The organism is Streptomyces sp. NPDC051921 (assembly GCF_040680975.1).
In the GTDB taxonomy this organism is placed as follows: Bacteria; Actinomycetota; Actinomycetes; order Streptomycetales; family Streptomycetaceae; genus Streptomyces.
This window is the reverse complement of sequence record NZ_JBFAXU010000002.1, coordinates 155,073-168,344: the sequence shown is the minus strand read 5'-3', so window position 1 is coordinate 168,344 and position 13,272 is coordinate 155,073. Positions and strand designations below refer to the sequence as shown.

General features: G+C 72.0%; 11 protein-coding genes. 2 read left to right on the top strand and 9 right to left on the bottom strand.

Annotated features, from left to right (window positions below):
- Nucleotides 1-31: 31 nt before the first annotated feature.
- Nucleotides 32-712: an endonuclease NucS gene (nucS, locus tag AB0M16_RS03420; RefSeq protein ID WP_365338233.1), complete on the bottom strand. Its 681-nt coding sequence runs from the start codon at nucleotides 710-712 to the stop codon at nucleotides 32-34.
- Between the two features lie 240 nt (nucleotides 713-952).
- Here nucS and AB0M16_RS03415 point away from each other — a divergent pair, with 240 nt between their 5' ends.
- Complete coding sequence (locus tag AB0M16_RS03415; RefSeq protein ID WP_365338231.1) at nucleotides 953-1,345, top strand: SCO5389 family protein; 393 nt, start codon at nucleotides 953-955, stop codon at nucleotides 1,343-1,345.
- 95 nt (nucleotides 1,346-1,440) lie between these two features.
- On the opposite strand, the gene AB0M16_RS03410 is transcribed toward AB0M16_RS03415, so the two are convergent.
- A complete protein-coding gene (locus AB0M16_RS03410) occupies nucleotides 1,441-2,475 on the bottom strand; it encodes an LLM class flavin-dependent oxidoreductase (RefSeq protein WP_365338229.1) in 1,035 nt (344 codons plus the stop codon).
- A gap of 225 nt (nucleotides 2,476-2,700) precedes the next feature.
- Between AB0M16_RS03410 and AB0M16_RS03405 the strand changes: the two genes are divergently transcribed.
- Nucleotides 2,701-3,027 (top strand): ATP/GTP-binding protein, encoded by a 327-nt coding sequence (locus AB0M16_RS03405; RefSeq protein WP_365338227.1) that lies wholly within the window; start codon nucleotides 2,701-2,703, stop codon nucleotides 3,025-3,027.
- A 22-nt stretch (nucleotides 3,028-3,049) separates the two neighbouring features.
- Here AB0M16_RS03405 and AB0M16_RS03400 read toward each other — a convergent pair whose 3' ends face one another.
- From AB0M16_RS03400 to mce, 7 genes are all read right to left on the bottom strand, one after another.
- Complete coding sequence (locus AB0M16_RS03400; RefSeq protein ID WP_365338225.1) at nucleotides 3,050-3,871, bottom strand: ABC transporter permease subunit; 822 nt, start codon at nucleotides 3,869-3,871, stop codon at nucleotides 3,050-3,052.
- Nucleotides 3,868-4,959 (bottom strand): ABC transporter ATP-binding protein, encoded by a 1,092-nt coding sequence (locus tag AB0M16_RS03395; RefSeq protein ID WP_365338223.1) that lies wholly within the window; start codon nucleotides 4,957-4,959, stop codon nucleotides 3,868-3,870. Before AB0M16_RS03395 ends, AB0M16_RS03400 begins: the two co-directional genes overlap by 4 nt.
- A 165-nt stretch (nucleotides 4,960-5,124) precedes the next feature.
- Complete coding sequence (locus tag AB0M16_RS03390) at nucleotides 5,125-5,904, bottom strand: ABC transporter permease (protein WP_365338221.1); 780 nt, start codon at nucleotides 5,902-5,904, stop codon at nucleotides 5,125-5,127.
- A 3-nt stretch (nucleotides 5,905-5,907) separates the two neighbouring features.
- Nucleotides 5,908-6,876 carry an ATP-binding cassette domain-containing protein gene (locus tag AB0M16_RS03385; RefSeq protein ID WP_365338219.1) on the bottom strand — a complete coding sequence of 323 codons (969 nt, stop codon included), beginning with the start codon at nucleotides 6,874-6,876 and terminating at the stop codon, nucleotides 5,908-5,910.
- A gap of 74 nt (nucleotides 6,877-6,950) precedes the next feature.
- Nucleotides 6,951-7,886 (bottom strand): cellulose-binding protein, encoded by a 936-nt coding sequence (locus AB0M16_RS03380; RefSeq protein WP_365338217.1) that lies wholly within the window; start codon nucleotides 7,884-7,886, stop codon nucleotides 6,951-6,953.
- A gap of 114 nt (nucleotides 7,887-8,000) precedes the next feature.
- A complete protein-coding gene (gene scy, locus AB0M16_RS03375) occupies nucleotides 8,001-12,506 on the bottom strand; it encodes a polarized growth protein Scy (RefSeq protein ID WP_365338215.1) in 4,506 nt (1,501 codons plus the stop codon).
- A gap of 201 nt (nucleotides 12,507-12,707) precedes the next feature.
- The gene (mce, locus tag AB0M16_RS03370) at nucleotides 12,708-13,160 is read right to left on the bottom strand and encodes a methylmalonyl-CoA epimerase (RefSeq protein ID WP_365338213.1); all 453 of its coding nucleotides are present in this window, start codon (nucleotides 13,158-13,160) and stop codon (nucleotides 12,708-12,710) included.
- Nucleotides 13,161-13,272: the final 112 nt, after the last annotated feature.

Sequence of the window (13,272 nt, the reverse complement as noted above, 5' to 3'; positions counted from 1 at the left end):
TTCGGCGGACGTACGGCCGTTGCGGCGGCCGTCAGAACAGCCGCAGCTTGTCGTCCTCGATCCCGCGCAGCGCGTCGTAGTCGAGCACCACGCAGTCGATCCCGCGGTCCGTCGCGAGCACCCGGGCCTGCGGCTTGATCTCCTGGGCGGCGAAGATGCCCTTCACCGGTGCCAGGTGCGGGTCGCGGTTGAGCAGCTCCAGGTAGCGGGTCAGCTGCTCCACGCCGTCGATCTCGCCGCGCCGCTTGATCTCCACCGCGACCGTCGCCCCGTCGGAGTCCCGGCACAGGATGTCGACCGGGCCGATGGCCGTCGGGTACTCGCGGCGTACCAGGGTCCAGCCCTCGCCCAGGGTCTCGATGCGGTCCGCGAGCAGCTCCTGGAGGTGCGCCTCGACGCCGTCCTTGATGAGGCCCGGGTCGACACCCAGTTCGTGCGACGAGTCGTGGAGGATTTCCTCCATCGTGATGATCAGTTTCTCGCCCGCTTTGTTGACGACGGTCCAGACGCCCTGCTCGCCGGCGTCACCGTCGTAGCTCTCCTTCAGGGTGCACGGCGGGGACATCCAGTTGAGCGGTTTGTACGCCCGGTCGTCCGCGTGGATGGAGACGCTGCCGTCTGCCTTGACCAGGATCAGACGGGGAGCGGAGGGCAGGTGGGCCGTGAGCCGGCCCGCGTAGTCCACGGAACAACGGGCAATGACGAGACGCATGGTCCGCAACGCTACAAGACGGACGCGCCTCTTCGCGATTCGGGCCTTAACGCCCGCCGGGCGTACGCCCAACACCCGTCACTTATTGGCCGGTTGTGTGCCCAATCTCCTGGTGCGGGCAGGACCCGGCGCTTAACGTGGAGGACAGGAGGTCGTCGCCCGTGCACGCTGCGTGCGCGTGACGCCGGCCCCTGTCCCTGCCCGCAAGACCCCGTCCGCGGGGTCGCGAGAGGAGAACCCATGTCGCTCGACGTCTCACCGGCGCTGTTGGAACAGGCCGAGCGAGGCGAGGTCGACGAAGCCGCCTTCGTCGACTGCGTCCGGACCTCCCTGCCCTACGCATGGGAGATGATCAGTTCTCTGGTGGCACAGCTGAAGGTCGACGGCGGCGACTTCGCCGACAACCAGACGCCGCCGCCGAGTGAGCAGGCACGTGGTCAGCTGTTGCGTGCACTCGCGAGCGATGCCATCCGCGGTGCGCTGCAGCGGCACTTCGGGGTGCGTCTCGCCTTCCAGAACTGCCACCGTGTGGCGGTCTTCCCGCTGGACCCGTCGGTGGACGAGCGGCTCGCCCGCTTCACCTCCGTGCGGGCGCAGCTCCTCAACCAGTCGCCGGAACTGCGCGACTGCTGACAGGCCTGGTGCCGCCGCCCCACGTCGCGGGAGAGCGAACAGACGCCGGGCGGCGGCACGGTCCGCGCCATTCACGGATCATGGATCGGTACGTCTCAGACGAGCAGCGGGAGCACCTCGGCGCCCAGGCGCCGCACGTTCTCCTCGGTGGCCGCGAGGTCGCCGGAGCCCTCGGCGAGCAGGGCGAAGCGCGTGATGCCCGTGCGCTCGGCGGTCGCCGCGAGCCGGTCCGCCGCGAGCCGGGGCGTGCCCACCGGGTGCAGCCCGCACAGCAGCTCCGTGTACGCCACCGGGTCGCGCATCGCGCGCTGCCGGCCGTCCACCGTCACATGGGCGTCAAGGCCCCGCTTCAGCCAGCCGGGCATCGCTTTGACCAGGGCCTCCGCCGCGTCCGCGCCGTGGTCGGCGAGCTGGACCACACCGGCCGAGACATGACCGGCACCGATCCGCGCGATCGCGTCCGGGCCGTGCCCGGCCTCCCGCGCGCAACGCTTCCAGCACGCCACCATCTCGGCCTTGTCCTCGTCCCCGCAGTGCATGCCGAGCAGCATCGGCAGGCCCCGCTCGGCGGCGAGCCGCACGCTCTTCGGCGAGGTGCAGGCGACCACCACCTCCGGGGCGGCCGGGCCGCCGATCAGCTCGCCGGGGGCCGGCACCACCGCCACCTCACGGAAAGCGAATCGTTCCCCCTCGGCGCCCACACGGGACTCCCGGAGCCAGCGCAGGAGCAGGTCCAGCGACTCGGGGAAGCCCTTCTCGTACGCCGGGAGCCCCGAGCCGAACACCTCCAGGTCGATCCACGGCCCGCCCCGCCCCACCCCGAGGGTGAAGCGCCCTCCGGAGGTCACGTGCAGCAGCGCCGCCTGCTCGCCCACGGCCACCGGATGCTGGTTCGACAGGACGCTGACCGCCGTGCCCACCCGGATCCGGCGGGTGCGCCCCAGCAGGTACCCGGCCAGGGTCGTGGCCGACGGGCACACCCCGTACGGCACGAAATGGTGTTCCGCCAGCCAGACGGAGTCGAGGCCCGCCTCCTCGGCGACCTCGGCGGTCCGCACCGCCCGGTGCAGTGCTTCCCCCTGGCCCTGGCCCGGGAACTGGGCGGCCAGTACGAACGTACCCACGCGCATCGCTTCTGCCTCCTTGCGGCCGGCGCGTTCTTCCCCCTCGTGACAACTTCCCCCGAGGTCCCCTCGTACTGGCAACAACGTCTGACACGTGCCAAAGGCAACGGCCTCGCATGAAGTTCTTGCGATTTTCCGCTGATCCGCCGCGGACCCGGACCGAGCCACCCCGGCGCGGCCCGTACGCTGGACGGAACCGTCGGTGTCCCCTGCCCCCAGTGAGGTGTCGAAGTGTCCCCGCGCCACAACCGCCCCCGTGGCGGTGCGAATCCCGCACAGCAGGGCGAGTCGGGCGACCGGTACGGCGGTGCGCAGCGCACCGAGACCTGGCAGGGCGAGGAGTGGTACGTCCGCCTCGTCGCCGGCGCGAGCGCGCCGGGCAAGCGCTACCGCTGCCCCGGCTGCGACCAGGAGATCCCCTCCGGCGCCCCGCACGTGGTGGCCTGGCCCGAGTGGGGCGGCGTCGACGACCGCCGGCACTGGCACAAGGCCTGCTGGAACGCGAAGGACCGCCGCACCTCGCGGGTGCAGCGGTCCCGTAACGCGCCTCGCTACTGAGCGGGCCCGGACGCCCCTGTTCTCAGACGTCCCTGTTGTTGATCAGCGCGAACGCGCTGCCGAGCACCGCCGCCGTGATCCCGGCGATGATCAGCACCGGCTGCCAGCCCGACGGGCCCTGGTCGCTGAACGGCGCCGTCTCGCTGTAGAGCGCGATCATCTGCGACGGGATCGCGTACATGAACAGCGCCTCCTGCAGGGAGCGCAGCGCCTGGGAGAACATGAACAGCGCCGCCACCAGCGGCAGCAGCAGCACACCGATCATCACCGTGATCGCGCCGGCCGAGTGCCGCACGATCGCGCCGATGCCCATCGACAGCAGGCCGAGCAGCGCCAGGAACAGACCCACGCCCACGGTGGCCCGCAGCCATTCGCCCGCGGTCGGCTCGACCGCGTCGACCATGGCCACCTGCGCCGCGCCGACCACTCCCGCCATCACCGTGACGAGTGAGAAGACGAGCGCGAAGAAGACGATCGCCTTCGCCGTGAGCACCCGGGAGCGGCTCGGGCAGGCGGTCAGCGTCGTACGGATCATGCCGGTGCCGTACTCGGAGCTGATGCTGAGCACGCCCAGCGTGATCACGCAGATCGAGGCCGGCAGCATGCCGAAGAAACCGAGGCCGAGGGCGGACTGCTCCGCGGTCTCGGGACCCGCGGCGGCCGCGACCGCGCCCACCCCGAGTCCGAGGCCGAGCATGAGCAGCACCATGGTCCCCAGCGTCCACATCGTGGAGCGCACCGAGCGGATCTTGGTCCACTCCGAGGCGAGCGCGTCGCCGAGGTGCGCCTTGCGGACCGGGATGGGGGAGACGTACGCGTACGGGGTCGGCGTGGGGGTCGTCATCGGGCGTCCTCGGGGTTCTGGCTCTGAGGCGGGTTCTGCGCGTACGGGTTCTGTCCGGGCGGCGGCGGGGCGTACCAGCCCTGCTGCGGCACGTCCGGAATCACGTACCCCTGGTCCTTCGGCGGCTGCTGGTGCTGCGGCAGCGGCGGCTGGAGATGGGCGAGCCGGTCGTCGGTGGAGCGGTAGTCCACGGCGCCCTGCGTCATGCGCATGTACGCCTCCTCCAGGGAGGCCTGGTGCGGGGAGAGCTCCCACAGGCGTACGTCGGCCCCGTGCGCCAGGTCGCTGATCCGGGGCAGCGCGAGGCCCGTCACCCGCAGCGCGCCGTCCGGCTCGGACAGCACGCCGGCGCCGGCCTCGGTGAGCACCGTGATCAGCTTCTCCCGCTGCTGCGGATCGGTCTGCGGGGTGCGCACCCGGGCGAAGTCCGCCGAGTTCGCCGAGATGAAGTCCTTCACGCTCATGTCCGCGAGCAGCTGCCCGCGGCCGATCACGATCAGGTGGTCCGCGGTCAGCGCCATCTCGCTCATGAGGTGGCTGGAGACGAAGACGGTCCGGCCCTCGGCGGCCAGCTTCTTCATCAGGTTGCGGACCCAGAGGATGCCCTCCGGGTCGAGACCGTTGACCGGCTCGTCGAACAGCAGCACCTGCGGGTCGCCGAGCAGCGCGGCCGCGATGCCGAGCCGCTGGCCCATGCCGAGCGAGAAGCCCTTGGAGCGGCGCTTGGCCACGTCCTGCAGGCCGACCACCCCCAGCACCTCGTCGACCCGCTGGGCCGGGATGCCGGCCAGCTGGGCGAGCGAGAGCAGGTGGTTACGGGCGCTGCGGCCGCCGTGCACGGCCTTCGCGTCGAGCAGCGCGCCGACCTGCCGGGGCGCGTTCGGCAGCTGCCGGAAGGGGTGGCCGCCGATCGTGACGTGCCCCTCGGTCGGCTGGTCGAGGCCGAGGATCATGCGCATGGTCGTCGACTTGCCCGACCCGTTGGGACCCAGGAAGCCCGTGACATGGCCGGGCCTCACCTGGAAGGAAAGGTTGTACACGGCCGTCTTGGCGCCGTAGCGCTTCGTCAGGCCGACTGCCTCGATCATTCTCCAGCCCCATCGACAGGTCAGGTCGTCGTCGGGGCGTTGGTGGCCGGCGGCCGGAGCCCCCCGTATGAGCTAGGAGCTTATCCAGCCCTTGACGGTTCCGGCGAAGTCCGGACCGCCATCGGCGGACGATCAGGGAAAGGTCAGGGTCGCCTCAGGGTCCGCTCAGGCGTCGCGCTCCTTCAGCACCAGATAGCCGCCGATCAGTGCGGCCGCCACCCAGAGCAGCATGATGCCCAGGCCGCCCCACGGTCCGTACGGCGCCTTCTCCTGGCCCATCGCGTCCGGCACCACCTGCATGATCTTGGAGCCGGCCTGGTCGGGGAAGTAGCGGGCGACCTCCTTGGCCTTCGGCACCGCCGACAGGATCTGCGAGATCAGGAAGAAGAACGGCACCAGGATGCCGAGCGACAGCATCGACGAGCGCAGCATCGTCGCCACGCCCATCGAGAACACCGCGATCAGGCACATGTAGAGACCGGCGCCGACCACCGCCCGCAGCACGTTGTCCGCGCCGATCGTGGTGCGGTGGTCGCCGAGCAGGGCCTGTCCGAGGAAGAAGGACAGGAAACTGGTCGCCAGGCCGACCACCAGGGCGAGCCCGCCGGCCACGGCGATCTTCGAGAACAGGAAGCTCGCCCGCTGCGGGACGGCGGCCAGGGAGGTGCGGATCATGCCCGAGGAGTACTCGGTGCCCACCACGAGCACGCCGAAGACCACCATCGCCAGCTGCCCGAGCGTCATCCCGGCGAAGCTGAGGAAGGTCGGGTCGAAGGTCGCCCGCTCCACTTCGCTGAGGTCGTCGAACTGCGACGCCAGCACCGCGCACAGCGCCGCGCTCATCGCCACCGTGACGAGCAGGGCGCTCGCCAGCGTCCACACGGTCGACGAGACCGTCCGGATCTTGGTCCACTCGGACTGCAGGACCGCGGTTGTCGCTGCCATCGATCAGGCTCCCTCGAAGCTGTCGCCCCAGCGGGGCCCGGCCGGCTGCCCGCCGCCGTGTACGTCGGTCCCGTGCGCGTGGTACTCCACCGCGCCCGCCGTCATCTGCATGAACGCCTCTTCGAGCGAGGCCCGCTGGGAGCTCAGCTCGTGCAGCACGATCTGGTTGGCGGCGGCGAGCTCACCCAGCTTCTCCGTCGTCGCGCCGTCCACCTCGAGCGTGCCGCCGCCCACCTCGACCGCGACGAGGCCGTTGGCGTGCAGCACGTCCCGCAGCCGCTCGTGCTGCGGGGAGCGCAGGCGCACGTAACTCCGGGAATTCTGCTGGATGAAATCCGCCATCGACGTGTCGGCCAGCAGCCTTCCCTGCCCGATGACGATGAGGTGATCGGCCGTCAGGGCCATTTCACTCATGAGATGACTGGAAACGAAGATCGTCCGGCCTTCGGCGGCCAGTGCCTTCATCAGATTGCGGATCCAGTGAATTCCCTCGGGGTCCAGACCATTGACGGGTTCGTCGAACATCAGGATCTCGGGATCCCCGAGCAGCGCCGACGCGATTCCCAACCGCTGGCCCATGCCGAGCGAGAAGCCCTTCGACTTCTTCTTCGCGACCGGGGTCAGACCCACGAGATCGAGCACCTCCGAGACCCGGCGCTCCGGAATGCGGTTCGACTGGGCCAGGCACAGCAGGTTGTTGTACGCCGAGCGGCCGCCGTGCATCGCCTTGGCGTCGAGGAGCGCCCCGATGTACTTCAGCGGTTCCTGCAGCTCGCGGTAGTGCCTGCCGTCGATCCGGACCGTCCCGCTCGTCGGGTTGTCCAGGTCCAGCATCATTCGCATCGTGGTCGACTTGCCCGCCCCGTTCGGCCCGAGGAAGCCGGTGACCACTCCCGGCCGCACGGTGAAGCTGAGATGGTCGACCGCGGTCTTCTGTCCGAAGCGCTTGGTGAGGCCCTCGAGCTCGATCATGCGTACCAACCTACGGGCACGCAAAACCCTCCGCCACCGGAATGACGGAGGGTCTCTTTACGTCAGGACGGGGCTCAGCGCGACTGCTGCGCCGGGACGCCGGCGGTGCGCTCCTCGTCCAGCGGGGAGCCGGCCGCCGCCACCGCGGCACCGGTCAGCGTGGCCAGCATCTCGCGGACGTTGGTCAGCTGCGCGTTGATGGAGTCGCGGCGGTTCGTCAGGGCCGCCAGCTCGCGCTCCGATTCGCTGCGGATGCGGTCCGCCTTGGCGTTCGCGTCGGCCACGATGTCCTCGGCCTGGCGCTGCGCGGTCTCCACCGTCTGGCGGGCCCGGCGCTCCGCGTCCGTGCGCAGCTTCTCGGCCTCCAGGCGCAGCTGCTCCGCGCGGTGCTCGATCTCGGCGAGGCGCTTCTCGGCCTTGGCCTGGCGGGAGGCCAGGTCGCGCTCCGACTGCTCGCGACGCTTGGCCAGGTTGGTCTCGAAGTCCGCGGCGGCCTGGGCGGCCTTCGCGCGGGTCTCCTCGAAGAGGGCGTCCGCCTCCTCGCGCTTCGACTGCGCGTCCTTCTGCGCCTCGGCGCGCAGCGAGTTGGCCTCGCCCTGCGCCTTCTCGACGATCCGGACGCCCTCGTCCTCGGCCTTGGACTTGCGCTCGGCCGCGAACGCCTCCGCGTCGTTGCGGACCTGCTGGGCGGCCGACTCGGCGAGCTCACGGTGCTGCTCGGCGGCGCGACGGGCCTCCTCGCGCAGGTCCTTCGCCTCCTCCTCGGCCAGGCGGAGGATCTTCTCGACACGGGCGCCGAGACCGGCGTACGACGGCTCGGCGTCGGTGACCTGGGCCTGGGCGTTCTGCGTTTCGAGGTGGAGTTCCTCGATGCGCTTTTCCAGAGAGGTGATTCGGGCCAGAGCACTGTCACGGTCGGCGACGAGCTTGGTAATGCGGTCGTCCACCTGACCGCGGTCGTAACCACGCCGCACGAGCTCGAAGCCGAAGGGGGAGGAAGTGTCGCTCATGGGGTTCCTGTCGAATGAGACCGGTGAGGTGTTAGAGGGAATCCTAGGGGTCGAAGCGGCGTGTCATCGAGCGTATGCCCGTTTGATCTGGAGAATGTCCAGCCTTTTGAGTGGCTAGCTCTCGGGGGACTTGCCACCCGAACGAGTGGCCCCCGCTGACGCGCCGGCCTTGGCTCCTTCCCGAGCCGCGGACTTCCCTCCGTCGGACCTGCCCCCTCCCGACGGCGTCTCGAAAGACTCCAACGCTTCGAGGACGTCCTGGACACGGGAGATCTCGGCATTGATGTCCTCGCGCCGGCGGACCAGCACGTCCAGCTCGCGCTTGCCCTCCGTGACCGTCTCCTCGGCCTCGCGCGCGGCCTCCGCCCTGATCTTCTCCGCCTCCGCGATGAGCGAGGCCTTCTTCTGCTCGGCCTCCTTGAGGAGCGCCTCGGCCTTCTTCACGGCCGCGATCCGGACCTTGCTGGCCTCCGAACTCGCCTCCGAGACGAGCTCCTTGGCCTTCTCGTCGGCCTCGGCGCGCTGCTCCTCGGCGGCCTTCACCAGCTTGTCCACGCGCTCGCCGGCCGTCTTCATCTGCTCGGCCGTCTCGCGTCGCGCCCGCTCGTGCAGCTCCTCGATCTCCCCCTCGATCCGAGCCCGCAGCTCCTCCGCCCGCTCCCTTATGGCGGTCGCGTCGCTGCGCGCCCCGACCAGGAGCTCGTCCGCGTCCGTCCGCGCCTTCTCCACCAGCGAGTTGCCCTCGATGGTCGCCTCGGCGACGATCCGCTCGGCCTCCTTGCGGGCCGCGCCGACCATGGTGTCCGCCTGCGTCTCGGCCTCGGTGGTGGCGCGCAGCGCCTCCTCCTGGGCCTTCGCCATCAGCTGGTCGGCCTGCTCGGCCGCGTCCGCGCGCTTCCTCGCCCCGGCCTCGCGGGCCTCGTCGAGCGTACGGTCCGCCTCGGCACGCGCCTCGGAGCGCATCTCCTCGGCCGCCGCCTCGGCGTCCGCCCTGACCCGGTCCGCCTCCGCGGCGATCCGTTCGGCTTCGGCGGTGGCTTCGCCGATGAGCTGGTCGGCCTGCTCGGCGGCGTCGGCGCGGCGCTCGTCCGCGGCCTGCCGGGCCTCGTCCAGGACCTGCTCCGCCTCGACGCCGATCCGCTCCGCCTCCGTGCGGGCCTCGCCGATGAGCTGGTCCGCCTGCTCGGCGGCGTCCGCGCGCCGCTTGTCGGCGGCCTTGCGCGCCTCGTCGAGGATCCGGTCGGCGTCCGCGAGCGCGGCGCTGCGCAGCGCCTGAGCGTGCGCCTCGCCGTCCACCTTGACCTGCTCGGCCTCGGTACGGAGCCGCAGGGCGTCCTGCTCGGTGGTGGAGAGGAGTTCGGCCGCTTCGGTGGTGAGGCGTTCGGCTTCGGCGGTGGCTTCGCCGATGAGCTGGTCGGCCTGTTCGGCGGCGTCGGCGCGGCGCTTGTCGGCGGCCTTGCGTGCCTCGTCGAGGACCTGCTCGGCGTCGGCGCGGGCAGCGGCGCGCAGCGCCTCGGCCTCGGCCTCGCCGTCCGCCTTGACCTGCTCGGCCTCGGTGCGCAGCCGCAGGGCGTCCTGCTCGGTGGTGGAGAGGAGTTCGGCCGCTTCGGTGGTGAGGCGTTCGGCTTCGGCGGTGGCTTCGCCGATGAGCTGGTCGGCCTGTTCGGCGGCGTCGGCGCGGCGCTTGTCGGCGGCCTTGCGTGCCTCGTCGAGGACCTGCTCGGCGTCGGCGCGGGCGGCGGCGCGCAGCGCCTCGGCCTCGGCCTCGCCGTCCGCCTTGACCTGCTCGGCCTCCACCAGGAGACGCTCGGCCTCCTCGGCGATCCGCTCCGCCTGGTCCCGGGCCTCGCCGACGACGGTCTCCGCCTGCGCGGCCGCCTCCGAACGGATCCGGTTGGCGTCCTCGCGGGCGTCCGCACGGGTGCGGGCCGCGTCCTGCTCGGCCGAGGCGAGCGCGTCGCTCGCCTCCGTCCGTACCCGCTGCGCGTACTCGGCGGTGTCCGCCCTCAGCTTCTCCGCCTCGGCCAGGGCGTCCGTGACCGTCCGCTCGGCCAGCGCCTTCGCCGCGTCGGCCTCCTCCTGGGCGCGCTCGCGGGTGCGGTTCGCGTCCTCGGTGGCCCGCTCCCGCTCCTCGTACGCGTCGGCGCGGACCCGGTCCGCCTCCTCCTGCGCCTCCGAACGGGTGCGCTCGGCCGCGTGCTCGGCCGCGCTGCGCAGCCCGGCGATCTCCTCCTCGGCCGTCTCGCGCAGGCCCGAGACCGAGTCCCGCACCTCCTGCGCGGTGGTCTCGGCAGCCGACACCATCTCGGTGGCGCGGGAGTCCGCCTCCTCGACCAGACGCTGCGCCTCGGCCTGCGCCTCCTCGACCCGCTTACGGGCGGAGGCGAGCAGGTCCTCGCTCCGCTCACGGGCCAGCTCGCGCTCGCGGCCGGCCTCGGAACGGGCCGAGTCCAGGGTCTCCTCGGCCTCCCGGCGGCGCCGGTTGGCCTCTTCCTGCGCGGCGGCCAGCGCCTCCGCGGCCTCGGCGGCGACCCGCTCCGCGGCGGACGCGGCCTCGCCGCGCACCCGGTCGGCGGTCTCCTGCGCCTCCGACCTCAGGCGCTCGGCCTCGGCGTCGGCCTCCGCACGCAGCGTGGTGGCGGCGGCCTCCGCGTCGGAACGGGTGGTGGACGCGTCCGCCGCCGCCTCCGTGCGCAGCCGTTCGGCCTCCTGCTCGGCCTGCGTCTGGAGCGTACGGATCCGCTCGGCGGACTCGGTCCGCTGCCGCTCGGCCTCCTCGGCGGCCTCCCGGCGGATGCGCTCGCCCTCGGCGCGCGCGTCGGTCAGCTCCTGGCCGGCCGACTCCAGCTTCGTCTCGGCCTCGGTGTGCAGCCGGGTCAGCTCGTCCGCGGCCTCCGCGTGCCGGGCCGCCGCGGCCCGCTCGGCCTCGGCGCGCAGCGCGCTGGCGGCGGCCTCCGCGGCCTCCTTGACCGCCTCGGCCTGCTCCTCGGCCTCACCGCGCATCCGCTCGGCCTCGGCGCGGGTGCGCTCCAGCGTCTCCTCGGCCTGGGTGCGCAGGGTCTGCGCCCGCTCCATGGCCTCGCCGCGGACCCGCTCGCTCTCGGCGGCCGCGCTCGAACGCTGCTCGTCGGCGTCCGTACGGGCCTTGGTGAGCAGCTCCTCGGCGGTCCTGGCCGCCTCCTCGATCTGGCCCACGGCCTCGCGCCGGGCCTCGCCGCGGATCCGCTCGCCCTCGGCGATCGCCTCGGCGCGCAGCTGCTCGGCCTCGCCGCGCAGTCGGCGTGCCTCCTCCTGCAGCTCGACCGTCTTGGCGCGGTACTCCTTGGTGTCGTCCTTCGCCGAGCCGAGCAGCTCGTCGGCCTGCTCCTCGGCGGTCGACCGCAGCCGGTCGGCCTCGGTCTCGGCCTCGCGGCGGATCCGCTCGGCCTCCTCGGCGGCCTTGCGGGTGGTCTCCTGGGCGTTCTCGGAGGCCTTGGTCAGGATCTCCTCGGCGCTGCGGGCGGCCTTGGCGAGCGCGGCGGCGGAGTCCTCGGCGGCGACCGTACGGGCCTTGTCGGAGGCCTCCGAGACCAGCTTCTCCGCCTCGGCGGTGGCCTCGCGCAGCTTCTCCTCGGCCTGCTCCTTGAGGGCCTCGGCCTCCTTGGTGGCCTCGCCGACGAGGCGCGCGATCTCCGTCTTGGCGGTGCGGGTGCGCTGCTCGTTGACGGACTCGGCGCCCGCGAGCTGCTTGGCCGCGGCTTCCTTGGCCTCGGCGAGGGTGCGCTCGGCCTCCGCGCGGGCCTCGCGGAGCCGCTCCTCGGCCTCCTGGACGCGCACCTCGGCCGCGCGGGAGAGTTCGGCGGCCGTGCGGCGGGCCTGGTCGGTCTCGGCCGTGGCGGTCGAACGCAGCTGCTCGGCGTGGCCGGCGGCCTCCTGCGCCTGGCTGGAAGCGGCGTTGAGCATCCGCTCGGCGTCCTTGCGGGCGCGCAGCAGAATCGCTTCGGCCTCGGCTCGGGCCGCCTCCGCCTCGGAGCCCACCCGGCGGCGGGTCTCCTCGGCGATCCGGGTGGCCTCGGCGCGGGCGGCGGCCAGCGACTGCTCGGCCTCGGCGCGCGACTCCTCCAGCAGGCGGCGGGCCTGGGACTCGGTGCGGGCCCGCAGCTGCTCGGCCCACGCCACGTTCTCGTTGACGTGCGACTCGACGGTCTGGCGGCGCTCGTTCAGCTCCTGGTCGAGCTGCTGGCGGCGCTGGACGGCCTCGGTGTGCAGCTCCGACTGCAGGCGGGCCTGCTGCTCGGCGTGCTCCTGGAGGATGCGCTGGGTCTGGGCGCGGGCCTCGCGCAGCTCGCGCTCGGCGTCCTGGCGCAGCTGCTCGGCCTGCATCTGCGCGTTGCGCAGCATCTGTTCGGCCTGGTAGCCGATGTCCGCGCTGTCGTACGCGGGCCGGGTCGCGATGGTGCGCCGCGCCTCATGGAGCTTGGCGCGCAACACCTCGACCTGGTAACCGAGGTCCTCGGCGTGCTGGACGGCCTTCTCTCGCTCTTTCTTCAGCCGGTCCATCTCGGCTTCGAACCGCGAGAGATGGTCGTCTTCAGCTCGGTGGCTCTCCTGCCGTTCGTAGCCCCGCACTGCGCGGTCCATCCTTCCCCGAGCTCTTCGAGCAGGGGAGACCCCAACCCTGGTCGCAACTCCAACGAGCACCGTTCACCCGGACAGAACGGCCCCCCGGGGAATCGTGGCAGATCGGACGACCCCGACATCCCGACTTCGGTGCCGTGCGCACACGGCTCCGACCGGCCCCGGCCCGGAGTGGCCCACTCTACCGGGCCGGGAATCCGGAGGTCAGTGCTCCGCTGAGGAGTGGTCAGCCGAGGGCTCCGCCGAGGTGACGAGTTCCGTGAGAACGCCGTGGCAGTCCTTGGGGTGGAGGAAGGTGATGCGGGAGCCCATCGAGCCGATCCGCGGCTCGTCGTAGAGCACCCGGACGCCCTTTCCGCGGATGGCCTCCGCGTCCCCGTCGACGTCGGCGGTGCCGAAGGCGATGTGGTGCACGCCCTCGCCGTTCTTGGCGAGCCACTTGCCCACCGCCGAGTCCTCCCGGGTGGGCTCCAGGAGCTGGAGGTAGGAGGCCCCGCCGTCGGAGGTCTCGTTGATCTTGAGCATGGCCTCGCGGACGCCCTGCTCCTCGTTGACCTCCTCGTGGAACACCTCGAAGCCGTACGTCGCCCGGTAGAACTCGACGGTCTCGTCGAGGTTCCGGCAGGCGATCCCGATGTGGTCGATACGCGTCAGCATGCCTCCAGTGCAGCGCCCGGGGGATGGTTACGCAACGTGCGCGCGATCACACCGGCAGGGCGATGACCCGGCGCGCCGCGGCTCAGTACATTGGCGGTAAACCCTCGTTCAC